22 protein-coding genes and 1 tRNA gene are annotated in these 26,423 nt (G+C 65.8%); 17 read left to right on the top strand and 6 right to left on the bottom strand.

All coding sequences use genetic code 11. From position 1 onward, the window contains the following. Window positions 1-23: 23 nt before the first annotated feature. Window positions 24-725, bottom strand: coding sequence for a pirin family protein (locus ACYZGB_RS03250; RefSeq protein WP_462386763.1), 702 nt, complete (start codon window positions 723-725; stop codon window positions 24-26). Between the two features lie 105 nt (window positions 726-830). On the opposite strand from ACYZGB_RS03250, the gene ACYZGB_RS03245 reads away from it, so the two are divergent. The 5 genes from ACYZGB_RS03245 to ACYZGB_RS03225 all read left to right on the top strand — a co-directional run bounded on the left by ACYZGB_RS03245 (window position 831) and on the right by ACYZGB_RS03225 (window position 5,852). Beyond that, window positions 831-1,769 carry a LysR family transcriptional regulator gene (locus ACYZGB_RS03245; RefSeq protein ID WP_462386762.1) on the top strand — a complete coding sequence of 313 codons (939 nt, stop codon included), beginning with the start codon at window positions 831-833 and terminating at the stop codon, window positions 1,767-1,769. Window positions 1,770-2,004: 235 nt separating this feature from the next. After that, window positions 2,005-3,009, top strand: coding sequence for an NAD(P)/FAD-dependent oxidoreductase (locus ACYZGB_RS03240; RefSeq protein ID WP_462386851.1), 1,005 nt, complete (start codon window positions 2,005-2,007; stop codon window positions 3,007-3,009). Beyond that, complete coding sequence (gene gluQRS, locus ACYZGB_RS03235) at window positions 3,006-3,995, top strand: tRNA glutamyl-Q(34) synthetase GluQRS (RefSeq protein WP_462386761.1); 990 nt, start codon at window positions 3,006-3,008, stop codon at window positions 3,993-3,995. The genes ACYZGB_RS03240 and gluQRS overlap by 4 nt, the downstream gene beginning before the upstream one ends. Then, the gene (trmB, locus tag ACYZGB_RS03230) at window positions 3,992-4,753 is read left to right on the top strand and encodes a tRNA (guanosine(46)-N7)-methyltransferase TrmB (RefSeq protein WP_462386760.1); all 762 of its coding nucleotides are present in this window, start codon (window positions 3,992-3,994) and stop codon (window positions 4,751-4,753) included. Before gluQRS ends, trmB begins: the two co-directional genes overlap by 4 nt. A gap of 43 nt (window positions 4,754-4,796) precedes the next feature. Continuing rightward, the gene (locus ACYZGB_RS03225; protein ID WP_462386759.1) at window positions 4,797-5,852 is read left to right on the top strand and encodes a GGDEF domain-containing protein; all 1,056 of its coding nucleotides are present in this window, start codon (window positions 4,797-4,799) and stop codon (window positions 5,850-5,852) included. Window positions 5,853-5,883: 31 nt separating this feature from the next. Here the strand turns inward: ACYZGB_RS03225 and ACYZGB_RS03220 are convergent, their stop codons facing one another. Further along, window positions 5,884-8,868 carry an HD domain-containing phosphohydrolase gene (locus ACYZGB_RS03220; RefSeq protein WP_462386758.1) on the bottom strand — a complete coding sequence of 995 codons (2,985 nt, stop codon included), beginning with the start codon at window positions 8,866-8,868 and terminating at the stop codon, window positions 5,884-5,886. Window positions 8,869-8,959: 91 nt separating this feature from the next. Then, window positions 8,960-11,590: an alanine--tRNA ligase gene (gene alaS, locus ACYZGB_RS03215; protein ID WP_462386757.1), complete on the bottom strand. Its 2,631-nt coding sequence runs from the start codon at window positions 11,588-11,590 to the stop codon at window positions 8,960-8,962. Window positions 11,591-11,890: 300 nt separating this feature from the next. Between alaS and ACYZGB_RS03210 the strand changes: the two genes are divergently transcribed. The 11 genes from ACYZGB_RS03210 to ACYZGB_RS03160 all read left to right on the top strand — a co-directional run bounded on the left by ACYZGB_RS03210 (window position 11,891) and on the right by ACYZGB_RS03160 (window position 23,385). Next, on the top strand, window positions 11,891-12,808 hold the full coding sequence (locus tag ACYZGB_RS03210; RefSeq protein WP_462386756.1) for a dihydrodipicolinate synthase family protein: 918 nt from the start codon (window positions 11,891-11,893) through the stop codon (window positions 12,806-12,808). Window positions 12,809-12,890: 82 nt separating this feature from the next. Next, the gene (locus ACYZGB_RS03205) at window positions 12,891-14,042 is read left to right on the top strand and encodes a branched-chain amino acid ABC transporter substrate-binding protein (RefSeq protein WP_462386755.1); all 1,152 of its coding nucleotides are present in this window, start codon (window positions 12,891-12,893) and stop codon (window positions 14,040-14,042) included. 34 nt (window positions 14,043-14,076) lie between these two features. Next, window positions 14,077-15,012 (top strand): 4-hydroxyproline epimerase, encoded by a 936-nt coding sequence (locus ACYZGB_RS03200; protein WP_462386754.1) that lies wholly within the window; start codon window positions 14,077-14,079, stop codon window positions 15,010-15,012. A gap of 28 nt (window positions 15,013-15,040) precedes the next feature. After that, a complete protein-coding gene (locus ACYZGB_RS03195) occupies window positions 15,041-16,156 on the top strand; it encodes an NAD(P)/FAD-dependent oxidoreductase (protein WP_462386753.1) in 1,116 nt (371 codons plus the stop codon). Next, on the top strand, window positions 16,153-16,449 hold the full coding sequence (locus ACYZGB_RS03190; RefSeq protein WP_462386752.1) for a 2Fe-2S iron-sulfur cluster-binding protein: 297 nt from the start codon (window positions 16,153-16,155) through the stop codon (window positions 16,447-16,449). The genes ACYZGB_RS03195 and ACYZGB_RS03190 overlap by 4 nt, the downstream gene beginning before the upstream one ends. Beyond that, on the top strand, window positions 16,446-17,780 hold the full coding sequence (locus tag ACYZGB_RS03185; RefSeq protein ID WP_462386751.1) for an FAD-dependent oxidoreductase: 1,335 nt from the start codon (window positions 16,446-16,448) through the stop codon (window positions 17,778-17,780). Before ACYZGB_RS03190 ends, ACYZGB_RS03185 begins: the two co-directional genes overlap by 4 nt. Before the next feature lie 146 nt (window positions 17,781-17,926). Beyond that, window positions 17,927-18,562 (top strand): TRAP transporter small permease, encoded by a 636-nt coding sequence (locus ACYZGB_RS03180; RefSeq protein ID WP_462386750.1) that lies wholly within the window; start codon window positions 17,927-17,929, stop codon window positions 18,560-18,562. 37 nt (window positions 18,563-18,599) lie between these two features. Further along, window positions 18,600-19,865, top strand: coding sequence for a TRAP transporter large permease (locus tag ACYZGB_RS03175; RefSeq protein ID WP_462386749.1), 1,266 nt, complete (start codon window positions 18,600-18,602; stop codon window positions 19,863-19,865). A 60-nt stretch (window positions 19,866-19,925) separates the two neighbouring features. Continuing rightward, complete coding sequence (locus ACYZGB_RS03170; RefSeq protein WP_462386748.1) at window positions 19,926-20,948, top strand: TRAP transporter substrate-binding protein; 1,023 nt, start codon at window positions 19,926-19,928, stop codon at window positions 20,946-20,948. A 70-nt stretch (window positions 20,949-21,018) separates the two neighbouring features. Continuing rightward, window positions 21,019-21,693, top strand: coding sequence for a GntR family transcriptional regulator (locus tag ACYZGB_RS03165; protein WP_462386747.1), 675 nt, complete (start codon window positions 21,019-21,021; stop codon window positions 21,691-21,693). A 195-nt stretch (window positions 21,694-21,888) separates the two neighbouring features. Further along, window positions 21,889-23,385 (top strand): NAD-dependent succinate-semialdehyde dehydrogenase, encoded by a 1,497-nt coding sequence (locus ACYZGB_RS03160; protein WP_462386746.1) that lies wholly within the window; start codon window positions 21,889-21,891, stop codon window positions 23,383-23,385. Window positions 23,386-23,520: 135 nt separating this feature from the next. On the opposite strand, the gene ACYZGB_RS03155 is transcribed toward ACYZGB_RS03160, so the two are convergent. The 3 genes from ACYZGB_RS03155 to ACYZGB_RS03145 all read right to left on the bottom strand — a co-directional run bounded on the left by ACYZGB_RS03155 (window position 23,521) and on the right by ACYZGB_RS03145 (window position 26,093). Continuing rightward, a complete protein-coding gene (locus ACYZGB_RS03155) occupies window positions 23,521-23,775 on the bottom strand; it encodes a hypothetical protein (protein WP_462386745.1) in 255 nt (84 codons plus the stop codon). Window positions 23,776-23,838: 63 nt separating this feature from the next. Continuing rightward, window positions 23,839-25,038 carry a YeeE/YedE family protein gene (locus tag ACYZGB_RS03150; RefSeq protein ID WP_462386744.1) on the bottom strand — a complete coding sequence of 400 codons (1,200 nt, stop codon included), beginning with the start codon at window positions 25,036-25,038 and terminating at the stop codon, window positions 23,839-23,841. Between the two features lie 125 nt (window positions 25,039-25,163). Continuing rightward, on the bottom strand, window positions 25,164-26,093 hold the full coding sequence (locus tag ACYZGB_RS03145; protein WP_462386743.1) for a sulfurtransferase: 930 nt from the start codon (window positions 26,091-26,093) through the stop codon (window positions 25,164-25,166). A gap of 207 nt (window positions 26,094-26,300) precedes the next feature. Here ACYZGB_RS03145 and ACYZGB_RS03140 point away from each other — a divergent pair. Beyond that, window positions 26,301-26,374 (top strand) — tRNA-Gly (locus ACYZGB_RS03140). Window positions 26,375-26,423 lie beyond the last annotated feature (49 nt).

Raw genomic sequence — 26,423 nt, 5'->3', positions numbered from 1 at the left:
TTGAGAAACAAACGATCCAGAGATCAGGCGGCCAGGTCAAACACCAGCACCTCGGCGTCGTGGCCATCGGTCAGCGACAAGGTGGTTTCCTTTTCCATCAGCAGGGCATCACCGCCCGACAGGGCTTGCCCATTGGCGCTGAGTGCACCGCGCACCAGGTGCACATAGGTCTTGCGGGCGGGGTTCAGCGCCAGCGTGGCGGATTCAGCGCCATCCAGCAAGCCTGCGTACAGGGCCGCATCGGCATGGATCTTGACCGAGCCCTGGGCGCCGTCGGGCGATGCCACCAGGCGCAATGCGCCGCGCTTTTGCGCCTCGGCAAAGGTCTTTTGCTCGTAGCTCGGCGGGATGCCGCGCACATTGGGCTCAATCCAGATCTGCAGGAAGTGCGTGGTCTGGCCCGCTGCGTGATTGACCTCGCTGTGCTGCACGCCCGTGCCTGCACTCATGCGCTGCACGTCGCCGGGCGGGATGCCCAAAATGTTGCCCATGCTGTCCTTGTGGGCCAGTTCGCCCGACAGCACGTAGCTGATGATTTCCATGTCGCGGTGGCCATGGGTGCCAAACCCGGTGCCCGGCGCGATGCGGTCTTCGTTGATGACGCGCAGGTTGCCAAAGCCCATGTGGGCGGGGTCGTAGTACCCGGCGAACGAGAAGCTGTGGAAGGAATTGAGCCAGCCATGGTCGGCGTGGCCCCGGTCTTGCGATTTACGAACAGTCAGCATGGTTATGGCTCCTTTGAAGACTCGACTGTAGGACTGCAGGCCCGCCTGCGGGGGCAGATGAATTGATGGCAATGTTCAAATAATCTGAATTAACATGGTGCCACCATGCAAAACGCCCGCGATGTCCTCACCCCCGATGCGCTGACCATGTTGCAGGTGATTGCCGAGGCGGGCAGCTTTGCCGCCGCCGCGCGGCAACTGGGCCTGGTGCCCAGCGCCCTCACCTACCGCGTGCGCCAGATCGAAGACGCGCTCGACGTGCTGCTGTTTGACCGCAGTGCGCGCCAGGCCCGCCCCACCGAGGCCGGGGTGGAACTGCTGCGCGAAGGCGCCCGCCTGCTGCAGGACATCGACGCCGTGGCCCACCGCGTGCGCCGCGTGGCCACGGGCTGGGAGCCACAGCTCACGCTCTCCATAGACGGCATCATCTCGCCCCACACCATGCTGGAGCTGGTGGATGCGTTCTATGCCATGCAGCCGCCCACGCGCCTGAAGCTGCGCGACGGCATCATGACCGGCACGCTGGAGGCCCTCACCTCGGGCCGCGCCGATCTGGCGATTGGTGTCTCGGTGGCGGCCTCCAATGTCGCGGGCCTGCAGCAGGCCCTGCTGGGCGATGTGCTGTTTATCTACGTCGTGGCGCCCCACCACCCTTTGGCCTCAGCCCCCGAACCCATCTCCGACGCCACCTTGCTGGAACACCGCGCCGTGGCCGTGGCCGATTCGGCCACGCGCGGCGGCGCCACCATGGGCCTGCTGGGCGGGCAGGACGTGCTGACAGTGGACACCATGCAGGCCAAGGTGCAGGTGCAGCTGCGCGGACTGGGCGGGGGGTTTCTGCCAGAACCCATGGTGCGCCCCTACCTGGAGGCCGGCCGCCTGGTGGAGCGCCGCGTGGCCCGGCCCGAGCGCAACGTGCGTGTGCACTACGCCTGGGGCGGCCCGGGCTTCACCGCACCCGGCCGTGCGCTGCAGTGGTGGCTGAACCAACTCCAAAGCCCCGCCACACGCCGCGCTCTGCTGGAAAACCACCATCATTTCTGATCCCGATCAAGCGCCTGTACCTCCTGGGCGCGTGTAGAGTGGTTCCTGTTGGTTTCGCATTGCATTTCATCCGCCGACCGTCACCGAAAGGCCTTCCATGAGCACACCCGATCCTCGCCCCGCCAAACGGCTCCGACGCACCAGCGCCCCGACCACCGCCCCCGTTGCGCCCCCCGCAGCCCCCATCACCCTGTCTGGCAAACCCCAGCGCCACTTCGCCATCATCGGCGCCGGCATGGCGGGCATTGCCTGTGCCCGCACCCTGGTGCAGGCTGGGCACCGCGTGACGGTGTTCGAGAAATCCTCCCAGGCCGGTGGCCGCACTGCCACCATCGACACCCCGTTCGGCAACTTTGACGCCGGGGCCCAGTATTTCACCGTGCGCGACCCGCGTTTTGCCCGCGCCATCGACACCGTGCCCGGCATCTGCAAGCGCTGGAGCGCCAATTCCGTGCAGGTGCTGGACGCTGCGGGCCGCGTGGCCGCTGCGGGCCTGCCCCACCGCGAGGCGCACTGGGTGGCCAGCCCCGGCATGCAGGCCCTGGTGGCCACCTGGGCCGAGCCGCTGCGCCAGGCTGGGCAGCTTCTCACCGACACCCGCGTCACCCGTATCGAACCCGACCCCCTGAACACGCCCGGCTGGCAACTGCGCACCGAAGGGCCCGGCGGCAGCCAGCATGTCTATGCCGGTTTTGACGCCGTGCTGCTGGCCCAGCCCGCTGTGCCGGCCCAGGCACTGCTGGCCAGCTCGGCCGTGGACACGCCCCTAACCGACGCCCTTTCCAAGGTGGCCATTGCCCCGTGCTGGACGCTGATGCTGGCCTACCCCCAGGCCGTGCGCCCGGGCCTGACCACGCTGGGCCCGCAGTGGAACGCGGCGCGCAGCACCCACCACCGCATTGCCTGGCTGGCACGCGAATCGTCCAAGCCCGGCCGCAATGTGGTCGAGCGCTGGACGGTGCAGGCCAGCCCCGCCTGGTCGGCCGAACACCTCGAAGACGACGCAGCCCGCGTGCAGGCCAAGCTGCTCAAGGCCTTTGCCGAAGTCACCGGCATCCGCGCCACCCCCGCCCACGCCGACACGCGCCGCTGGCGCTATGCACAAACCACCCACCCGCTGGGCAAGAGCCACCTGTGGGACACCACCATGGGCCTGGGCGCCTGTGGCGACTGGTGCCTGGGGCACCGCGTGGAAGACGCCTTTGTGTCGGGCCTGGAGCTGGCACTCGCGGTGGCATGACGGAGAGCGCGGCCCCTGAACCCAGTGGCGCCGCCCGGTACATCGGGCGCTTTGCCCCCTCGCCCACCGGCCCGCTGCATGCGGGCTCGCTGGTCGCAGCCCTGGCCAGCTGGCTGGACGCGCGGGCCCATGGCGGCCAGTGGCTGGTGCGCATCGAAGATGTGGACACCCCGCGCTGCGTGCCGGGCGCCGACCAGTTCATCCTGCAGCAGCTCGCCACCTGCGGCCTGGTGCCCGACGCCCCGCCCGAGTGGCAGTCTGCACGTTCAGCACACTACCAGCGCGCGCTGGACCAGCTGGTGGCCCACGGCCACGCCTACCCCTGCGCCTGCTCGCGCAAGGACATCGAAGACGCCCAGGCGGCACTCGGCCATGCGCGCGAACGCCACGCCGCGCTGCCCTACCCCGGCACCTGCCGCCACGGGCTTCAGGGCCGCACCGGGCGCTCATGGCGGTTCAATGCCACAGATTTCAAGCAAAAACAGGCCCTGCCGCCTGATGGATATGCCCTAGTAGCTATCAATTCAATAGCAAACAGCACCCTGCACTGGCACGACCGCCGCCTGGGCCCGCAGCAGCAGGACGTGGCCCGCAGCGTGGGCGACTTTGTGCTGCACCGGGCCGACGGTCTCTGGGCCTACCAGCTGGCCGTGGTGGTGGACGACGCGGCCCAGGGCATCACCGACGTGGTGCGCGGCGAGGACCTGGCAGACAACACCCCGCGCCAGATCCTGCTGCAGCAGGCCCTGGGCGTGCCCACGCGCCGCTATCTGCACACCCCGCTGGTCCACGGCGCCAATGGCGAGAAGCTCTCCAAGCAGAACGGCGCCCGCGCGCTGGACCTGGCCGACCCGCTGCAGGCCCTGTCGCAGGCGGCCCAGGTGCTGGGCCTGCCCGCACTGGAACATCCGCACAACAATCACCTGGGCGACGCACAAACACAGTGGGTTGCGGCGTGGCGACGTCACTACAATGGCTCACCGTGATTGAACCGACCCTTGCTTCCGCCCCCGCGAGCGCAGCACCCGCTGCCGCTCCCTCCACCCCCGGTGCAGCGCCTGCGGGCGTGACCCACCCCAAGACCATCAAGAGCTTTGTGCGCCGTGCAGGCCGCACCACCACCGGCCAGGCCAAGGCCTTTGAAGACTTTGGTCCCCGTTTTGTTCTGCCCTATGCCCCCGCCCCGCTGGACGCCACGGCCACCTTTGGCCGCAGCGCCCCGCTGGTGCTTGAAATCGGCTTCGGCATGGGCGAGGCCACGGCCCACATTGCCCGCGTGCGCCCGGATGACAACTTCTTGTGCTGCGAGGTGCATGAGCCGGGTGTGGGCGCGCTGCTCAAGCGCATTGGCGAGCAAGAGCTAACCAACATCCGCATCCTGCAGCACGACGCCGTGGAGGTCATCGACCACATGCTGCCACCCGGCGTTCTCGACGGCGTGCACATCTTCTTCCCCGACCCCTGGCACAAGAAGAAGCACAACAAGCGCCGCCTGATCCAACCCCCGCTGGTGGCCAAGCTGGCCGCCCGCCTCAAACCCGGTGGCTACCTGCATTGCGCCACCGACTGGCAACCCTACGCAGAGCAGATGCTGCAGGTGCTGAGCGCCGAGCCCCTGCTCCAGAACACCGCCGCTGGCTTTGCGCCGCAGCCCGACTACCGCCCCCTCACCAAATTCGAGAACCGCGGTCTGCGGCTCGGACATGGGGTGTGGGACGTGGTGTTCGTGCGACGCAACCAGTAGCGCACCAGCCACCATGCCCCGACTGGCACGCCAAACACCGCCTATGAAACCCATCCTGCAAAACCTGGTGGAGATGACTGGACACCGCGACCACCTGCGGTTGGAGGTGTCGGTGTTGTCCACGCTGCAAAAGCTCAGCAGCATCACCGAAGTGCGGGCCCTGGAGCTTTTTACCGACGCAGGTGTACCGTACGTACGCCCGCGCACCTGGGTAGACAACGGCCAGCTGGTCTCTACCGACTCGGAGGCCGCCGCAGACCCCCGCCGCGAACCGCTGGAGAACTACCCCGCGCTGCGTGGCTGCGTGGACACCCATGGCGAAAGCGCCCTGGCCTCGCCGCGCAAGGGCCGGTATGTGCTGTGGCTGCCGGTGTGGATGCATGACAAGGTCAGCACCTGCCTGGAGATCACACAGTCGCGCCCCTTCTCGGCCCACAAGCTCGATGTGCTCATGGGCGTGTTCCAGGTCTACCAGAACTACCAGAGCCTGCTCGACTACAGCGAGCGCGATGCGCTGACCGGGCTGTTCAACCGCAAGACGTTTGACGAGCAGTTCTCGCGCCACACCATGAGTGGGCTGGCCAGCCGCACCAGCGCCGCCAACGAATCGCTCGTGACAGATGAAAGCCCGGTGGCCAACGGACACGAACCTGTGCAGCAATGGTTGGCCGTGGTCGATATCGACCACTTCAAGCAGGTGAATGACCGCTTCGGCCACCTGTATGGCGACGAGGTGCTGATCCTGATAGCCAACATCCTGCGCAGCTCGTTCCGCAGCCACGACCGCGTCTTCCGCTTTGGTGGCGAGGAGTTCGTGGTACTGCTGCGCTCCACCACGCTGAGCACGGCCCACAAGGTGTTCAACCGCTTCCGGCTGGCAGTGCAGGAATACAACTTTCCGCAGGTGGGCCGAGTCACCGTTAGCCTTGGCTTTGTCTGCACCACCAAGGGCTCGCCCGTCGAAATCCTGGGCCAGGCCGACCAAGCCCTCTACTACGCCAAGGAGCACGGCCGCAACCAGGTCTGCTTCTATGACGATCTGGTGGCCAACGGCCACCTTGCGGCCAAGGTTGCCAACGACGACGTCGAACTGTTCTGACCCAGCCGGACCGGGCCCTTGCCGGGCTTGATCAGGCCAGCGACGCCAGGATGGCGTCCACATCCACCGCATCGCGCTGTGCAGGCGCCAGAAACTGCTCGGCATACTCGCGCCACACACCGCTGGTGAGGAAAAATCGGAACACCTCGGCATCGATATGCCGGTCGCGCACCATGTGGGTCATGATCTTGAGCGACTCGGACAGCGTCTTGGGCGGCTTGTAGGGGCGGTCTGCCGCCGTCAGCGCCTCGAAGATGTCGGCCAGGGTCATCACCCGGTCGGCCAGGGTCAGCTCGGTGGCCTTCAGGCGGCGTGGGTAGCCCGTGCCATCCAGCTTTTCGTGGTGCGAGCCCGCAATCATCGGCACCCGCGCCAGGTGGGGCGGAAACGGCAGGCTGCTCAGCATGATGATGGTCTGCACGATGTGGTCGTTGATCTTGAAGCGGTCTTCCGCCGTGAGCGTGCCGCGCTGGATCGACAGGTTGTGCAGCTCACCCAGGTGCGCCTCCTGCGGCGGCAGCAACATGTCGAAGCCCCAGCGGTTGGCCGGGTGCCCCGCCTCCACAGGTGGCCTGCGCGTGCCCCAGGGCACGATGTGCTCGGGGCGGTCGGCCAGCAGCGGCTCGTTCGCGGGCAGAGGCCGCACCGGCACATTCGCCAGCCGCCCCGTTTCGGAGGCCGACAGGCCCAGGCGGTCATCAAAATGCCGCTGCCACACCTGCCGCCCGATGGCCTTGAGGCGGGCAATGTCGGCCTCGGCCATGAACTCGCCGCCCACATTGCTGCGGGCCACAAAGGCGAAGTCTTCCAGTAGCTGCTCGCGTCGCTGCAGCAGCTCGCGCTGCAGGCGCACCGGGTCCACCCCCGCCACCTGCTGCTTCCAGTAATCCAGCTCGGCATCGCGCCACAGCACCTCGAAGCGCATGCGCACCTCGTGAATGCGGTTGTAAAGCGTCTCCAGCTTGGTGGCCTTGTCGATGATGTGTTCGGGGCTGGTGACCTTGCCGCAGTCGTGCAGCCAGGCGCCCAGGCGGAACTCGTAGCGCTCTGCGTCGGTCATGCTCACCTGGGCAAAAGGCCCCTCGTCGGCATCGCACATGCGCTGCATCAGCGACTCGGCCAGCTGCGGCACGCGCTCGCAGTGCCCGCCGGTGTAAGGGCTCTTGGCGTCGATGGCGTCGGCCAGCAGGCGAATCACAGCGTCCAGCAGCTTCTTCTGCCCTTCAATCAGGTTGCGCGTTTCAATCGCCACCGACAGCGTGCCCGAGAGCTTCTCGACAAAGGCGCGGAAATGCGCGTCGTCCTGCAACGCATCGGCCACATACCGCAGCACCAGCAGCCCCAGAGGCTGCCCGTCCCGCGTGCGCAGCTGCACGCGCAGCACGCGCACGGATTCGGCGTCGTCATCGTCTTCGTGCTGGTCGCCTTCCTGCACCTGGGTGTGGTTGATGAAATGCACCATCGCCAGGTGTTCGGGGAAGCGTGACTGCTGCTCGGGGTCTTCGCAGTAGCGGGCTGTGCGCAGCAGGCCCGCACGCTGCGGCTCCACCATGTAGACCGCGCCGCCCGTGCAGCTCGTGGCACGCACCAGCTCGTACAACACGCTGGACAGCATCAGGTCGGTGCGTGACTCGGCACTGATGTGGTGGGTGATGTGCAGAAACTCCTGGATGGTGTCCGACATGCGGTCCATCACCTGACCCAGGTCACGCACTTCGCGCACGGGCGACAGGGAGCGGGCCGCGCGCCGGAAGTCAAACCGCGCCAGCGCCCGCGCCTGCGACGCCAGGCCAAACAGGCTGCGCCCCACCCGCCGCCCGGCCAGCCAGCCCACGGGCAGCATGAGCCCGATGAGCGACACCGACAGCCACACCTGGCGCCGCAAGTTTTCGTTCACATCGGCCAGCATCGCCTGGGTGGGAATGGCCATCAGGATCTGCAGCCCCCGCCAGCGCATGGATTCGAGCGGCAGGGCACGGGTCAGCCACTCCTCTCCATCGGCCACCAGGCGCTGCGACTTTCCGCTTTGCAGCCCGGCCCCCTGCATGGCCTGCAAGCTGCTCACCCCCAGGTCGTCCAGCGTGCGCAAGCGCAGGCTGGAGGTTGCGCCGTCGCGCATGATCACGCGGGACATATCGGGGTAGGCCAGCACGCGCAGGTCCTTGTCCACCACCGCGATTTCGGTGCGCTGCATCAGGCGCAGCCCGGCAATCTCGCGCCCCAGGTCGGTCAGGGCCACATCCAGGCCAATCACCGCCCGCCCGTCTTCACTGGGCTGGCTCAAGGTGACGCCCACCTCCTGCGTGGTGAAGAAAACATAGGGTGCCGTCAGGATCTGGGTGTTCTTTTCAGCCGCCTCGGCATACCAGGGCCTGGTGCGCGGGTCGTAGCGGTATTCGGGCCGCACGGAGGAGTCAATCTGGCGCAGCGCGGCGTCGTAGTAGCTCCAGCGCCCCACCAAGCCGCTCATGCCCCGCTCGCGCGCCATGGACTGCACCAGGAAGGCCGTCTCGCGGGGGGCATTCAGCCGCAGGCGCATGGCCTCGTCGCGCACCGGGCGCACCAGCAAAAACTGGCCGTCGGGGTAGCCGATGAACACGGCCGACAGCAGTGGATTTTGCTCCAGCAGGCGCGCCAGCACCGGCAGACGGCGCATGCGCGCGGGCAGCCAGGTGGTCGACGCAATGGGGTCAAACGCCAGAAGGCGGATGGCGGCATCGGCCGGGTCCACGATGCGCTGCACCCGCTCGGCCACCAGTTGGCTGATGTGTTGAGCACTGTCGTCGGACGCCGCAATGATGGCCTGGCGCGCGCTGGTGCTTACCTGGTAGACCAGCAGCGCCGTGAGCAGCAGCATGGCAGAGACCACCACGGAGGCGATCAACACCTCGAACGGCACCGTGATGCGCCGCCACCAAGGCAGGTCGGCCGCCGCGCCCTGGGTGAGCAGGGTCGGCGAGTCGTCAGGCACGGTGGGCTTGGGCGCTGGCGGGCTTTCGCGCATGGTGTCGTCCATGCGGCTGAATGTAGGGGGAAAGCCCGTCGCGCGTCATCCCCTTTTGGCAACACCAACCCGGCAGACAAAACAGCCGGGGTGGCGCCAGGCGTCAACCCAGCTGTTGCGTAACCCAGCCTGCCACTGAGGCCAGCGCTGCAGGCAGCTTGGACGCATCGGTGCCGCCAGCCATGGCCATGTCGGGCTTGCCGCCGCCCTTGCCACCCACTTGCTGGGCAACAAAGTTCACCAGCTCACCTGCCTTGACCTTGCCCACGCTGTCGACTGTGACGCCTGCAGCGATCTGCACCTTGTCGCCGTCCACGGCGGCCAGCACGATGGCAGCGGTCTTGAGCTTGTCCTTGAGCTTGTCCATGGTGTCGCGCAGGGTCTTGGCATCTGCACCCGGCAGCACGGCCGCCAGCACCTTCAGGCCCTTGATGTCCACGGCCTGCGTCAGCAGCTCGTCGCCCTGGGCGGAAGCCAGCTTGCCCTTGAGGGCGGTGACTTCTTTCTCAAGTGCAGATCTCTCAGCCCGCTCTTTTTGAAGTCGCTCTTCCAACTTGTCAGCAGTCGTTTGGTAAAAACCCTCGACAAAACTGACCTGTGTCTCGACTTCTTGCAAATAGGTCAATGCGTTCATGCCAGTGACGGCTTCGATGCGGCGGATGCCCGCAGCCACACCGCCCTCGCCCACCACCTTGAACAGGCCGATGTCACCCGTGCGCTGCACGTGGGTGCCGCCACACAATTCGCGGCTTGTGCCGATGTCGAGCACGCGCACGGTTTCGCCGTACTTCTCGCCAAACAGCATCATCGCGCCGGTCTTCTGGGCCGATTCGATGTCCATCACACGGGCTTGCGTGGGCTGGTTGGCCAGGATTTCTTCGTTCACGCGGCGCTCGATCTCGCGGATCTCGGCCGCCGTGACGGCGCCGTTGTGCGTGAAGTCAAAACGCGTGCGGTCAGCATTCACCAAGCTGCCCTTTTGCTGCACATGGCTGCCCAGCACTTCGCGCAGCGCCTTGTGCATGATGTGCGTGACCGAGTGGTTGCGCACGGTGGCGGCGCGCACGGCCGTGTTCACCTGCGCCTGCACGGTGTCGCCCACGTTCAGCGTGCCCTCTTCGAGCGTGCCGTGGTGGCCAAACACATCGGCCTTGATCTTGAGCGTATCGCCCACCGCAAAACGGGCCGAGCCGCTGGTGATGACACCTTCGTCACCCACCTGGCCGCCGCTTTCGGCGTAGAACGGGGTCGTGTCGAGCACCACCACGCCGTTTTGACCGGCTTTCAGGGCCGCTGCGCCTGTCCCATCTACATAGATTGCTACGATTTTTGCAGTTTCAGACAGGTGCTCGTAGCCGGTGAACTGGTTGGCCACACCGGTGTACTCCAGCGCCTTGTCCATCTTGAACTTGCCAGCGGCTCGGGCCTGGGCCTTCTGCTTTTCCATGGCAGCCTTGAAGCCCGCCTCGTCCACGTCCACGTCGCGCTCGCGGCAGACGTCATTCGTCAGGTCGAGCGGAAAGCCGTAGGTGTCGTGCAGCTTGAAGGCTACGTCGCCGGGCAGCACCTTGGCGCCGCCGTCCAGCGCTGCATCCAGGATTTCCATGCCGTTGGCCAGGGTCTCGAAGAAGCGCTCTTCTTCGGTCTTGAGCACGTCGGTGATGCGCTGCTCCTGCTCACGCAGCTTGGGATAGGCATCGCCCATCACGCGCACCAGATCAGCCACCAGCTTGTGGAAGAACGGAGTCTTCTTGCCCAGCTTGTAGCCGTGGCGGATGGCGCGGCGCACGATGCGGCGCTGCACATAGCCTCGGCCTTCGTTGCTCGGGAGCACGCCATCGCTCACCAGGAAGGCGGTGGCGCGGATGTGGTCGGCAATCACGCGCAGGCTCTTGTTGTTGAGGTCGGCTACACCCGTCTCACGGCCGGCGGCCTTGATCAGCGCGTCGAAAAGGTCGATCTCGTAGTTGCTGTGCACGTGCTGCAGGATGGCAGCCAGGCGCTCCAGGCCCATGCCGGTGTCCACGCAGGGCGCGGGCAGCGGCGTGACCGAGCCGTCTTCGGCCATGTCGAACTGCATGAACACGTTGTTCCAGATCTCGATGAAGCGGTCGCCGTCTTCATCGGGGCTGCCGGGGGGGCCGCCAGCGATGTGCGGGCCGTGGTCGTAGAAGATTTCGCTGCACGGGCCGCAGGGGCCGGTGTCGGCCATCATCCAGAAGTTGTCGGACTTGTAGCGGCCGCCCTTGTTGTCGCCGATGCGGATCACACGCTCGGGCGGCAGACCGATTTCCTTGGTCCAGATGTCGTAGGCCTCGTCGTCTTCTTGGTACACCGTGGCCAGCAGGCGCTCGGGTGGCAGCTTGTAGACCTCGGTCAGCAGTTCCCACGCCCACTTGAGCGACTCGCGCTTGAAGTAGTCGCCAAACGACCAGTTGCCCAGCATTTCAAAGAAGGTGTGGTGGCGCGCGGTGTAGCCCACGTTCTCCAGATCGTTGTGCTTGCCACCGGCACGCAGGCAGGCTTGCACGGACACGGCCCGGTTGTATGGGCGCTTGTCGGAGCCCAGGAACACGTCCTTGAACTGCACCATGCCCGAGTTGGTGAACATCAGCGTGGGGTCGTTGCCCGGCACCAGGGGGCTCGATGCCACAACGGTGTGGCCCTTGGAGACGAAGAAGTCCAGGAAGGACTTGCGGATGTCGGCGACAGAAAAAGTGGGTGTGCTGCTCATGGTGTGGTGGAGTGGTTTCACACAGTGGACCGCCGCACAGACCAATGCCTGTGGGCGCCCCAGCGGGACCAACCTTTAATTATAGGTTTGGCGCCTTGCAGGCCGTGGCTGGGGAACGACACCGCCTGGCTACCGGCCATCGCTGTCTCCAACGCCGCCCTCCAGATCACACATCCCGGCGATCAGGCCACGCTCACACGCACTTTGCAAAAAAGATGAAAACGCCCATTGCATTTCAAATATTTCTTTAATATATTTACAACATACTTAAATTCCTCACCCACCCCGGAGCTCGTTCCCATGAATCCTCAACCCCGCTGGCAAGGCATCTTCCCCGCCATCACCACCAAGTTCCACGCCGACGAATCCATCGACGCCGAAGGCACGGCACGGCACATCGACTTTCAGATCCGCAACGGCATCCATGGCCTGGTCACTTGCGGCTCGCTCGGTGAAGCAAGCACCCTCAGCCTGGAAGAAAAGCTAGAGGTAGCAAAGATCGCCCTCGAAGCCGCCGACGGCCGCGTGCCCGTGCTGGCCAATGTGTCCGAAACCAGCACCCGCGAGGCCCTGCGCTACATCGACGGCGCCAACAAGCTGGGTGTGGCAGGCTACATGGTCATGCCCTCGGTGATCTACGTGGCCGATGCGCGGGAGGCCATGGCCAATGTGCGCGCCATGGCCGGTGCCGCCCAGCGCCCGCTCATGGTCTACAACAACCCCGTGGCCTACCGCGTGGACCTGAAGCCCGAGCACATGCTGGAGCTGGCCGATTGCGAGTGGATCGCCGCCATCAAGGAAAGCACGGGCGACATCCGTCGCATCACCGACCTGCGCAATACCGTGGGCAACCGCTACCAGCTCTTCCTGGGCGTGGACGACCTCGCCTACGAAGGCCTGGCGCTGGGCTGCGACGGCCTGCTGGCTGGCGTGGGCTGCGCCTTCCCGCGTGAGACCGTGGCGCTGTACGAGCTGATGAAGGCGGGCCAATTTGCCGAGGCCCTGCCGCTGTACCAGTGGATGACGCCCATGCTGCACCTGGATGTGTCCAACAAGCTGGTGCAGAACCTCAAGCTCATCGACGTACTGGTGGGCGTGGGCTCCGAACACATGCGCCGCCCCCGCCTGCCGCTGGTGGGCGAAGAGCGCGCGTTTGTCGAGCGTGTGGTCCGCAAGGCGCTCGAAACCCGTCCGACCAAGTACCAGTCCGTCGCCTGACGAGCCGCCCGTTTACCTGTTGCCGTCACCGGGCCGGACGAGACACCGGCCCTTTCCATCACGCACACACAAGAGGTTTTCCATGACACGTGCATCTTTCGGATTTCGGACGCTCACGCCCGCCGCCATCGCGGCCTTGCTGCTCGTGGGCCACGCCCACCACGCCAGCGCGCAAGAGCAGGTCATCAAAATCGGCCACAGCGGCCCGCTCTCGGGCCCCAATGCCTTTGCGGGCAAGGACAACGAGAACGGCGTGCGCCTGGCCGTTGAGGAGCTCAACGCAAAAAAGATCGTGGTTGAGGGCAAGACGCTGAAATTCGAACTCGTGTCGGAAGACGACCAGTGTGATGCGCGCACCGGCGTGAGCGTGGCGCAGAAGCTGGTGGACAGCGGTGTGAAGTTCGTCATGGGTCCGTACTGCTCTGGCGTGGCCATCCCAGCGTCACGGGTCTACAACGACGGCGGCGCGATGGTGTCCACTGTGGGCACCAACCCCAAGGTGACGGAAGGCGGCTACAAGAACCTGTTCCGCATCATCGCCAGCGACACGCAGATCGGCTCCAACATGGCCGTGTATGCCGCGCAGATTCTCAAGGTAAAACAGGTGGCCGTGATCGACGACCGCACTGCCTTTGGCCAGGGCGTAGCCGAACAGTTCACCAAGGAGGCCAAGAAGCAAGGCCTCACGGTGGTGGGCCAGGAGTTCACCACCGACAAGGCCACCGATTTCCTCTCCATCCTCACCAGCCTGAAGGCCAAGCAGCCGCAGGCCATCTTCTTTGGCGGCTACGCACCTCAGGCTGCGCCTATGGCACGGCAGATGAAGCAGCTCGGCCTTACCGCCAAGCTGCTGGGCGGCGACACCCTGTGCAGCCCCGAGGTGGGCAAGCTGGGTGGCGACGCCGTGAACGACACCGTGTTCTGCGCCCAGGGCGGCACCATGCTCGACAAGGTGGCCGACGGCCCGGCCTTCAAGGCCAAGTACAAGGCACGCTTCAAGCTGGATGCCGACGCGTATGCGGCCGCCTACTACGATCAGGTGATGTTCATGGCCGACGCCATGCAAAAGGCCAACTCCACCCAGCCTGCCAAGGTGGGCGCACAGATGCTCCAATCCAGCCACCAGGGCGTGGCGGGCACCTACGCCTACGATGACAAGGGCAACCTCAAGCAGGCGCCCATCACGGTGCTGACCTTCCGCAATGCCGCGCCCGTGCCTTTGGCAAGTTACTGACCCCGTTCTCAGCCCTCACCCCTGAAACAACTCCATGAAACGCATCCAGATCCTTGACTCCCACACCGGCGGCGAGCCCACACGGCTTGTCATCGGCGGCTTCCCTGACCTGGGTGCGGGCAGCATGGCCGAGCGACGCGAGCGCCTGGCGCGCGAGCACGATGCCTGGCGCGCCGCCACCGTGCTGGAGCCACGCGGCAGCGACGTGGTGGTGGGGGCGCTGCTCTGCACCCCCCAGGACCCGGCCAACGCGGCGGGCGTGATCTTCTTCAACAACAGCGGTTACCTGGGCATGTGTGGCCACGGCACCATCGGGCTGGTGGCATCGCTGGCCTACATGGGCCACATTCAGCCCGGCGAGCACCGCATCGAAACCCCGGTGGGCACCGTCACCACCACCTTGCACGCCGATGGATCGGTCAGCGTGCGCAACGTGCCCGCGTACCGCCTGCACCACCGGTTGGCGGTGGACGTGCCCGGCTATGGCCGCGTGGTGGGCGACGTGGCCTGGGGTGGCAACTGGTTTTTTTTGATCTCTGACCACGGCCAGCGCGTGGCCAGCGACAACCTGGAGGCGCTGATGCACTACAGCTGCGCCGTGCAGCAGGCCCTGAAGGACCAGGGCATTCGCGGCGACAACGGCGGCGAAATCGACCACATCGAGCTCTTCGCTGATGATGATGACGCGGACAGCCGCAACTACGTGCTGTGCCCTGGCAAGGCCTATGACCGCTCGCCCTGCGGCACCGGCACCAGTGCCAAGATTGCCTGCCTGGCCGCCGATGGCAAGCTGGCTCCCGGTGCCATCTGGCGCCAGGCCAGCATCATTGGCAGCCAGTTCGAGGCCAGCTACACGCTGCAGGACGATGGCAAGCTCATCCCCACATTGCGTGGCCGCGCGCACATGAGTGCCGAAGCCACGCTGCTCATTGAAGACAGCGACCCCTTCGGCTGGGGCATCCGGCTGTAAAGCGCCTCTTTCCATCCGCACAGGCCCTATGCAAACCACCGATGTCCTTGTGATTGGCGCTGGCATCGTCGGCGCGGCCTGTGCCCATGCGCTCGCGCAGGCCGGGTTGTCGGTACGTGTCATCGACGCGCGGCTGGGCGGTGCCACGGCCGCTGGCATGGGGCACCTGGTGGTGATGGATGACAACCCCGCCGAACTGGCGCTCAGCAAATCCTCCCTGGACCTCTGGCACGCCTGGGCCCCGCAGATGGATGCGGGCTGCGCCTTCACCGCCTGCGGCACGCTCTGGCTGGCCGCCAACGATGCCGAACTGCAGGCAGCACACGACAAACGCGCCACCCTGCAAGCGCAAGGAATCACCTGCGATATGCTGGATGCAGCCGCCCTCTCCCGCGCCGAGCCCGCGCTGCGCGTCGGTCTGGCAGGCGCACTCAAGGTGCGGGGCGACAGCGTGGTCTATGCCCCGCGCGCGGCCCAATGGCTGCTGGACCAGGCAGCAGCGCATGGGAAAGTTGTTTTTGAACAGGCCGAAGCCACGCAGATCGACGGCCACACCGTCACCCTGCGCGACGGCAGCCAGCGCAACGCAGGCGCCATCGTGCTGGCCAGCGGCATCCAAGCCCCGCAACTGTGCCCCGGCCTGCCGCTGCGCCCCAAAAAGGGCCACCTCGTCATCACCGACCGCTACCCGGGCACCGTGCACCACCAACTGGTGGAGCTGGGCTACATCACCAGCGCGCACCACAGCGATGGCACCTCGGTGGCCTTCAATGTGCAGCCCCGGCCCACCGGGCAGTTGCTGATTGGCTCGTCGCGCGAGTTCGACACCACCGACCCGGCCATCAACCACGCCGTGCTGGCGCGCATGCTGCAGCGGGCGCTGGGCTACCTGCCCGGCCTGGCAGACTTGAACGCCGTCCGCACCTGGACAGGGTTTCGCGCCGCCACGCCCGACAGCCTGCCCATCATCGGCCCGCACCCCACGCACCCCCACCTGTGGCTGGCCGTGGGCCATGAGGGCCTGGGCGTGACCACCGCCCCCGCCACGGCACAGTTGCTGGCCGCACAGATCACAGGGGGCACGCCCTCGATAGACCCCATGCCCTACGCAGCGCAACGTTTTGATTTGCAGGTCGCGGCATGACATCCACATCCAACGCCCCGCGCACCGTGCAGATCGCCGTCAACGGCGTTCCCCGGCAGGTGCCAGCGGGCACCAGCGTAGCCGCCGCGCTGGCGCAGCAGCTGCCCGGCACCACACGCACCTCCACCACCGGCGAGCTGCGCGCACCGCTGTGTGGCATGGGCGTGTGCCACGAATGCCGCGTGCGCATCCAGGGCCGCATCCGCCTGGCCTGCCAGACGGTCTGCACCGAAGGCATGGCCATCGACACCGATGCAGGCACCGCCCCGGGGAGCGCCATGCCATGCCCATGAACCGCCCCACCCCCATGCACGAACGCTGCGACATCCTCATCATCGGCGCGGGCCCGGCTGGCATGGCCGCAGCCCTGGCCGCCGCCCCAAGCGGGGCCGCCATCACGGTGGTAGACGACAACCCCCAGCCCGGCGGACAGATCTGGCGCGATGGCCCGCAGGTGGCCCTGCCGCCGCTGGCGCAGCAGCACCGCGCGGCCCTGGCACAGCACAGCAACATCCGCGTGCTGACTGGCACCCGGGTGGTGGGCCTGGGCGCACGCCAGCCCACCGACAAGGCCCCCGCCCTGCTGCTGGAAGACGCCAACCGGGGCTGGACCCAGCACAGCCACCGCATCATTCTGTGCACCGGCGCGCGCGAGCTGCTGCTGACCTTCCCCGGCTGGACCTTGCCCGGCGTGACGGGCGCTGGCGCGCTGCAGGCGCTCATCAAGGCGGGGATGGATGTGCGCGGCCAGCGCATCGTGATTGCTGGCACCGGCCCGCTGCTGCTTGCGGCGGCAGCCACGGCCACGCAGGCAGGCGCCAGCGTGGTGCGCATTGCCGAGCAGGCCGCCTGGGCATTACTGGCGGGCTTTGCGGCGCAACTGCCGCGCTGGCCTGCTAAGGCGCTGCAGGCCCTCACGCTACTCAATACTGGTTTGCGTGCCAACACCCATGTGCTGGAGGCACAAGGCACCACCCAGGTGCAGTCCGTGCGGCTGCGCAAGGGCGCGCATGCAGAAGAAACCATCGCCTGCGACCGCATCGCCTGCGGCTTTGGCCTGGTGCCCAACACCCAGCTGGGCCAGCTGCTGGGCTGCGCTCTCGGCGGGCCGCTGAGCGATGGCCTGGGCTTGGCGGTGGATGCGCAGATGCGCACCTCGGTGGCAGGTGTGTTTGCTGCCGGGGAAAACACGGGCTTTGGCGGCAGTGAGCGGGCCCTGGTGCAAGGTGCGATTGCAGGCCATGTGGCAGCAGGCCAAGTGCCGCAGGCCCAGGCACTGCGCGCGCAGCTTGCGCGCTGGGAAGGTTTTGCCCAGGCGCTGCAGACTTCGTTTGTGCTGAACAACCAGCTCAAGGCCTTGCCCCGCCCCGACACCCTGGTATGCCGCTGCGAAGACGTGGCCTATGCCGACCTGGCCCCGCGCCAGGGCTGGATCGACGCAAAGCTGCACACCCGCTGCGGCATGGGCGCCTGCCAGGGCCGCATTTGCGGCGCGGCCACACAGCACCTGTTTGGCTGGACACCTGCCGCGCCCCGGCACCTGCTCGCGCCTGCGCGCATCGCCACCTTGGCCGCCTGTGGCGGGCTTGCGCCGGAAGACCCCAGCGCAGCACCACCTGCCTGACCCACAGCCTTTTCTACAGCCCAGCAGCGACGCCACGACCCACTATCAACAGGCATCCATCTTGCTCAAAAAATATATCAACCAGATATCAATAAACAGCATTACCAAATCGCCTGCCCAACCACATTCACTCCGAGCGCCGCACCATGTCTTCAACCCACAGCCACACCCCACCACCCGTTGCCACCCCGCGTGCACCTGTTCGCTGGGTGCTGGCGCTGTCCTCGCACATCCTGCGCACGGAGCGACACGTGCTCACCGGCCTCATGACGCTACTGGTGCTGCTCATCCTGCTCAACGTGGTCACGCGCTACACCGGTATGCCCATCTATTGGGTGGACGAGGCGGCGGTCTACACAGTGGTGTGGCTGACCTTTGTGGGCGCCTCGGTCATGACGCGGCTGCGCATGGACTTTGCAGTGACCATGCTGACCGATCACCTCGGCGCACGCGGTGCCCAGGCGTTCAAGGTGGTGGCCACCTTCGGCGTGCTGCTGTTTGGTCTGGCCATGCTGGTGATGTGCTGGGTGTGGATGGACCCCATCGGGATTGCACGCTATGGCTTTGACGCCAAAGAGTTTGCAGCCGAGAGCTTCAACTTCCTCTACACCGAGCGCACCCAGACGCTGAACTGGCCCACCTGGGTGCTGCAGCTCATCCTGCCGATCTTCTCCGCCACCTTCAGCGTGCATGCGCTGGCCAACCTGCTCGAAGACATGGGCGCCGCGGAGCGTGTGCAGCACGCGGGCTTCGACGTGATCAACGCTGACGCCGTGAACTGAGCGCCCCAACGCCCGTAAACCCAACCGAGCCTCGACCATGATCACCACTCTGTTCTTCCTCGCCGCCTTGATGGTGGGCGTGCCCATCGGCGTGTGCCTGTGCCTGTCGGGCGCGGTGTACATCCTCAGCATCGGCAGCCCAGTGCTGTTCCATTCCTTCCCCATGCAGATGTTCGGCGGAGTGGACAGCTATGGCCTCATCGCCATCCCGCTGTTCATCCTGATCGGCGAGATCATGAACAGCGGTGGCATCACGCGGCGGCTGGTGGACTTGTCCATGGCCTTCATCGGCTCGGTGAAAGGAGGGCTGGCCTACGTGAACATCCTGGCCAACATGCTGGTGTCTTCCATCATTGGATCGGCCACCGCGCAGGTGGCCATCATGTCTCAGGTCATGGTGCCCGAGATGGAGAAGCAGGGCTACGACAAGACCTTTGCGGCGGGCCTCACGGTGTATGGAGGCATGCTGGGACCCATCATCCCGCCCTCAGTGATGTTCGTGGTCTACAGCGTGCTGGCCCAGGTGGCCGTGGGCGACATGCTGATCGCGGGCATACTGCCGGGCATCCTGCTCACGCTGCTGTTCTTTGTCGTGATCGCACTCATGGGCTTTGTATACGACTACCCGCGCAGCGAGAAACGCACGCTGGCCCAGCGTGCACGCACCGTGGTGCAAGCCAGCCCCACACTGCTGATCCCCATCATCATCGTGGGCTCCATCCTGAGTGGCCTGGCCAACCCCACCGAATCGGCCGCCGTAGGCGCGCTGGCGTCGGCTCTTGTGGGCCGTTATGTGACCAAGGAGTTCCGCTTCAGCGCCATGCCGACCATCCTGCTGCGCTCGGCGATTTACTCTGCCATTGTGCTATTCCTGGTGGCGGCAGCGGCCGTTTTCTCGTGGCTGCTGATCTACGGCAAGGTGCCACAGATGGTGGCCGCCTGGGTGCAGACCGTCGCGCATGATCCGGTCACCTTTTTGCTGCTCACCAACGTGATTCTGCTGGTCATCGGCACGGTGATCGACGGCATCCCCGGTCTCATCATGACCGCCCCCATCCTTCTGCCCATTGCCACCGAGGTCTATCACATCGACCCGCGCCACTTTGGCGTGGTGATCGTCGTCAACCTAGTGCTGGGGCTAATGACCCCCCCCGTGGGCCTGAGCTTTTTTGTCGCATCGGCCGTCACCGGGGCCAAGCCCGGAAAGATGTTCATCGTCACCCTGCCGTTTTTCATCATCAGCTGTGTGGCGCTGGTGATGTTGTCGCTGTTCCCCAGCCTGTCGCTCGGCCTGCTCAAGTAGCAAGGCATGCCGTTCGACAGATCCGTCCCCCTCCCAACGTTCTTTCACACGGAGTTCACCATGACGACCCAGTCCGCCCACACTGTCACCCGCCGCCATTTCATCCAGCGCCACGCCGTAGCCGCCGCCACCGTCACGGGGCTGGGGTTTCCGGCCCTGGTGCGTGCGGCAGACGCCAAGGAGTTTCGCCTGGGCCTGATCACGCCCGCAGGCCATTCGTGGAACCGCGCCGCGCTGCAGTTTGGCGAGGCATTGAAAAAAGACACCGACGGCCGCCTGAGCGTCACCGTCTTCCACTCCGGCCAGCTGGGCAACGAGGCCGCGATGATGCAGCAGTTGCAGTCCGGCGCGCTCGACATGGGCTGGATCCAGGCGGCCGAGCTGGGCTCACGTGTGTCGAGCATCGCGGCCATCAATGCGCCCTACCTAGTGCGCTCTACGCCCGCCGTCGCCAAGCTGGTCAAGCACCCGGCCGCCACCAAGCTGCTGGAGGTGCTGCCGCGCGAGACCGGCACCATTGGCCTCGGCTGGGGCATCACCGGCATGCGCGCCGTATTCTCCACCAAGGACATCAACCTGCCCACCGACATCAAGGGCATGAAGCTGCGCATCAACCCCACGCCCGTGTACCGCGACTTCTATCAAATGCTGGGCGCCGCGCCCACGCCCATCCCCACGCCGCAAGTGTTCGACGCCATGAGCAACGGCCAGGTCGATGGACTGGAGGCCGACATCGAGTTCTCGTGGAACCAGCGCTTCGACAAGGTGGCCAAGACGCTGCTGCAGATGAACGCACTGTTCATGCCGTTTGCGCCACTGGTGTCGGGCCGCATCTGGCAAGGGCTGGATGCCAAGGACAAAGAGATCATCCGCAAGCTGGTGGCCCAGTCGCTCGACGCGCAGATCAACGACATCGTGACCACCGAGACGGGGCTGATCGAGAAATTCAAGGGCACGCCCATCGCCTTTAAGACGGCGTCTTCCTTCAACCCCGACGGCATCATCCAGGAGTTCGACAAGCTGTGGCTGCCCAAGGCTCCGCAGATTGCCGAGCTGCGCAAGGCGGGCGCTAGCCTGACCTGATGGCAGCGGGGCCGCTTCCGCAAGCCACTAAGATGCGGTCCGCAACCCCGCCCCTCACACCCAGCTCCCCATGACTACCCGCAGTGCCCCCCCCCTGCGAGACCTCGCACCCAAGCGACGCGCGGCCGACGTGGCCTATGACGCCATCGAGGCCATGATCTCCACCTTGCAGCTGCAGCCCGGCTCGCCCGTGGTGGAAGCCGAAATTGTGGAAAGCACCGGCCTGGGCCGCACCCCCGTGCGCGAGGCGCTGCTGCGCATGGTCTCCATCGGGCTGATTGCGCAGCAGCCCCGGCGCGGGCTGCTGGTGTCGCACATCGACCTGGCCGACCACCTGGACGTGATCCAGACCCGCCGCGTGCTGGAGCGTCTGATCGCGTCCTGCGCCGCGCGCCGCGCCACGGCACCGCTGCGTCAGGCCATCATGCATTGCGCCGAGAAGATGGTGGAAGCCGCCGCACGCGGCCACCTGGATGACTACATGCAGGCCGACCATGCGCTTGACGTGGTGGTGCACCAGGCCAGCCAGAACCACTCGGCCGCCAAATGCGTGCAGCCGCTCATCGTGCAGTGCCGCCGCTTCTGGTATGCCTACCAGCACGAGGGCGAGGTGTCGGAAGGCGCCCGCGCCCACCTGCAGCTAGCCCAGGGCATTGCCAGCGGCGACGAAGCCCAGGCCATGGCCGGGGCCGAGCAGCTGATGGAGTACCTGGAGCGGTTCGCGCGGCGCATCATTGACCGGTAGGTTCCGCAGTCTCGGCTAAAAATCACTATCCATTTGATAGCTTAAAGCGCTTATCTATCGCGCGCTACAGCCGATTTAAATTTTCTCAACCCGACGCCATGCGCTGCCTTCCGGTGGCGTATTCCAAGGCAACCGCTTTGCATGTCGAATGGCGCTACCCTGCGCCCTGTTCCGGCCCTACCGATGAGAGACAACATGGACACCAAGACCTCCCCCCTCGCCCTGCTGAACGACCCCACCTTGCTCAAGACCGACGGCCTCATCAATGGCCAGTGGGTGGCGGGCAGCAGCCGCTTTGACGTGAACGACCCCGCCACGGGCCTGAAGCTGGCCGACGTGGCCAACCTGGGCCCGGCCGATGCAGAGGCCGCCATTGCCGCCGCCAACGCCGCCTGGGGCCCCTGGAAGACCAAGACCGCCAAGGAGCGCAGCATCATCCTGCGCAGGTGGTACGACCTGCTCATGGCGAACCAGGACGACCTGGGCCGCATCATGACGGCCGAGCAAGGCAAGCCGCTGGCCGAGGCCAAGGGCGAAGTGGCCTACGGCGCGAGTTTTGTGGAGTGGTTTGCCGAAGAAGCCAAGCGCATCAACGGAGAGACCCTGCCCCAGTTCGACAACAACCGCCGCTTGATGGTGCTCAAGCAGCCCATCGGCGTGTGCGCCGCTATCACGCCGTGGAACTTCCCGCTGGCCATGATCACGCGCAAGGTGGCCCCTGCCCTGGCCGCAGGTTGCCCCGTGGTCATCAAGCCCGCCGAGCTGACGCCGCTCACGGCCCTGGCCGCGGCCGAGCTGGCCCTGCGCGCAGGCATCCCGGCGGGGGTGTTCAACATCCTGCCCGCCGACAGCGACAACTCCATCGCCATCGGCAAGGTGCTGTGTGCGAGCGACGTGGTGCGCCACATCAGCTTCACCGGCAGCACCGAAGTGGGCCGCATCCTGATGGCGCAGTCCGCCCCCACGGTCAAGAAGATGTCGCTGGAGCTGGGTGGCAACGCGCCCTTCCTGGTGTTTGACGACGCCGACATCGACAGCGCCGTGGAAGGCGCATTCGCCAGCAAGTACCGCAACGCGGGCCAGACCTGCGTCTGCACCAACCGCTTTTATGTGCAGGAAGGTGTGTACGACGAGTTCGTGGCCAAGTTCGCCGCCAAGGTCAAGACGGCCAAGGTAGGCAACGGCTTTGAAGCCGGCGTGAACCAGGGCCCGCTGATTGAGGAAGCCGCGCTGGCGAAAGTGCAGCGCCATGTGGATGACGCGCTGGCCAAGGGCGGCCAGGTGGTGGCGGGCGGCCAGCGCCTCACCGCCCTGGGCTCAGGCCAGTTCTTTGAACCCACCGTGGTGGCCAACGCCACGGCCGACATGCTCTGCGCCCGCGAGGAAACCTTTGGCCCCTTCGCCCCGGTCTTCAAGTTCAAGACCGAGCAGGAGGCCATCGATGCGGCCAACAACACCGAGTTTGGCCTGGCCAGCTACTTCTACAGCCGCGACGTGGGCCGCATCTTCCGCGTGACCGAGGCGCTGGAATACGGCATGGTGGGCGCCAACGTGGGCATCCTGGCCACTGAGCATGTGCCTTTTGGCGGCGTCAAGCAGTCGGGCCTGGGCCGCGAGGGCTCGCACTACGGCATGGACGACTATGTGGAGATCAAGTACCTGTGCCTGGGGGACATCCAGAGCGGCAAGTAGCCCTTCTCTTCTCCGCCCTGTTCACCGCGCCATCCATACCGCAATAGCTATTTTTTTATAGCTGCTTACATAGATGGGGTGCGCGGAAAGGGCTAAAAAAGCTCAAACTTTTGGTCACTCCACACCGCTGCGCACCTACACGCAGCGGTAGGCCACCTCAAAACGGCTGACCTGCACAGCCAGCTCCGCCTGCAGGCCATACCGCGCACAGTGTTTGTCGGCCGCCTGCTGAGCGCCATCCGGGCCCAGCGTGGAGTTTTCCCAGTTGATGGACACCACCTTATCGTTGCCCACAATGATGAACGGCGCGGGCGGTGAATAGGCGCAGCCGCACAGGCCTGCGGCCATCACCACCAGCCAGCGCCGGGCCATCGGGGTCATCGTGTTCATGCAGGTGCTCGTGCGGGAATCCATGCGAGCCGCAGTGTATCGGACGGCCCCTGAGACAGGTGCTCAGCGTCCGGCAGGCCATACCCGCTTGAGCCGCAGCCCCGCCCAAACGGCCGCAAACACGGCCGCTCCAAACACCCAGCCCGACAGCGCCCCCGCCATGCCACCCGACAGCAATGTGCCGATGGTGCAGCCCAGCCCCGTCATCGCGCCCCAGCCCAGCAGCACACCACCCGACAGGCCCCGCATGGCATCGCGCCAGGTGGGCCAGCGCAGCGCAAATTGGCGGCTGGCCAGGGCCGCAACAAACGCCCCCGCCACCAGCCCGGCCAGCAGCAAAGCATTGGGTGTGAACCAGGTGGACTGAGGCGCTGTGGCGCAGCCTGCAAAACCATCCAGCCCCTCCAGCCGATGGGGAATCCAGCCCTGCCCCTGCGCCCACTGGCGTGCCGCACTGCCCAGCGTGGCCGTCACGCCCAGCGGCCGCATGCGCACGATGGCTAAAGCGCCGATCAGCCCCACCGCCAGGCCCCCTACCCAGTAAGGCCAGCGCCCAGCCCACAGGTTGCGCCACACCACACCCAGGCTGGGCACGCCCTCCTTCGCCGAGTCAGCGGCCGCCTCACGCGCAAAACCGCGCCACAACCAGGCCGCCACCAGCGCCAGCGCGCCCAATTGCACCAGCAGCGCCCCGCCATATCCCAGGTGCGCGGGCAGCCAGACCACGGGTGCATCGGCCACGCTCAGGCTGCACAAGGGGTTCCAAGTGGTGAAACCCAGGATGAAGCCCAGTGCCGACCCGAAAAGCGCAAACGGCGACACGGCGGAACCCTCGGCCAGCCGGTACCAGTGCGCGCTGATGCACGAGCCCGACACCACCATGCCCGCGCCAAACGACAGCCCCGCCGCCACCAGCACCCAGCTCACCGGGCCAATGTGCATGTCGGGCGGCAGCTTTCCAGGCTGGGGCACGGGCAGCCAACTGCCCAGCACCACGGTATAACCCACCACCCCCACGGCCAGCGCCAGCACGATGGCCAGCAGCCCGCGCGGGTTGCCATCTTCAAACCAGTCGCGCGCATGGCAATAAAAACAGAAGCGCGTGCGCTGCAGCACCAGCACCAGCCCCAGCACCGCGCCCGTGGTCAGCGCAAACACCAGCGTGCGCCCGCCAGGCAGCGCCTGCACTGCATGGGCAGCAACACCCAGCACCACCACCAGCGCCAGGGCGCCTGCATGAGAAAAATTGACCTTGAACGCCATGAACCCCCCGTGCATAAAAAAGCCCGCACGAAGCGGGCTGTAAAAGAGACCCCCTACCAAAAATCAGAAACTCTCTTTGTTTTGCATTGCACCTTCTTCCCAAAAGGTTCTGTCGGCAAACCCCATCACTTGGCGGCCCAGATGGTGCCCGCCGGGTTGGTGATGGGCACGCCCACCGCGTTGCCGTATTCCGTCCACGAGCCGTCGTAGTTCTTCACGCTGTAGCCCAGGATCTTGGACAGCGCAAACCAGGTGTGGCTGGAGCGCTCGCCAATACGGCAGTAGGTGATGATGGGTTTGCTGCCGTCCACGCCTGCGCTGGCGTAGAGCTTTTTCAGGTCTTCGGCCGACTTGAAGGTGCCGTCCTCCTTCACCGCCTGGCCCCAGGGCACATTGGCCGCGCCGGGGATGTGGCCAGCGCGGATGCTCAGCTCGGGCACCCCGGCAGGCGCAAAAATCTTGCCCGTGTATTCGTCGGCCGAGCGAATGTCCACCAGCTTCGCGTTGCTCTTGCCCTCGGCCGCCGCCAGGGCGTCCGACAGGCGGGCGCGCAGGTCAGTGTTCACCTTGGACACCTTGTAGCTGGTGGCTGCAAACTCGGGCACGCGGTTGTTCAGCGGCTGGTTTTCGGCCTCCCACTTCTTGCGGCCGCCGTCGAGCAGCTTCACGTTCTTGACACCATAGATGTCAAACACCCACGCGCCCCAGGCGGCAAACCAGTTGTTGGTGTCGCCATACAACACCACCGTGGTGTCCTGCTTGACCCCGGCTTTTGAAAGCAAGGCCTCGAACGCCTCCTTGCCCACGATGTCGCGCCGCACCCGGTCGTTCAGATCCTGGTGCCACGAAAAGTTGACCGCCCCCGGCACATGGCCACGTTCGTACAGGCCCGGGTCCACGCTCACTTCCACAATGCGTACCTGCGGGTTGTCCAGGTTCTGCGCCAGCCATTCGGTGGTGACCAGGGGGCCTGCGGGGATGGGGGGGCGGCCAGCAAAGAACCGCTGAACAGCACCACGCCCCCAGCCATGCAGGCACGTAGCCATTGGCGCCATGGGGCTTGCGTTGAAGAACTGCGTGGTGTGGTCATCGGATTCCTTTCGGTGTCTGTGGAGTGCCTGCAGCGCAGGGCAGGTGAAAGGAATTTAGAGCCCAAAGACCCCACGCCCAACCAACAAGATCGGCTATGCATATGCGGTTTGCGCACTTGCACGAACCGCTTTCAAGCCAGAAGCCGGATGCTGCCTATAATCCAAGGCTTCGCGGGTGTAGTTCAATGGTAGAACGGCAGCTTCCCAAGCTTCATACGAGGGTTCGATTCCCTTCACCCGCTCCAAATACAAAACCCGCCAGGCTTCACAGCTTGGCGGGTTTTTTCATGGGTG

This window comes from Acidovorax sp. Q11, from assembly GCF_054950075.1.
Note: the sequence above shows the minus strand (reverse complement) of the source record. Positions and strands in the feature narration are given on the sequence as shown.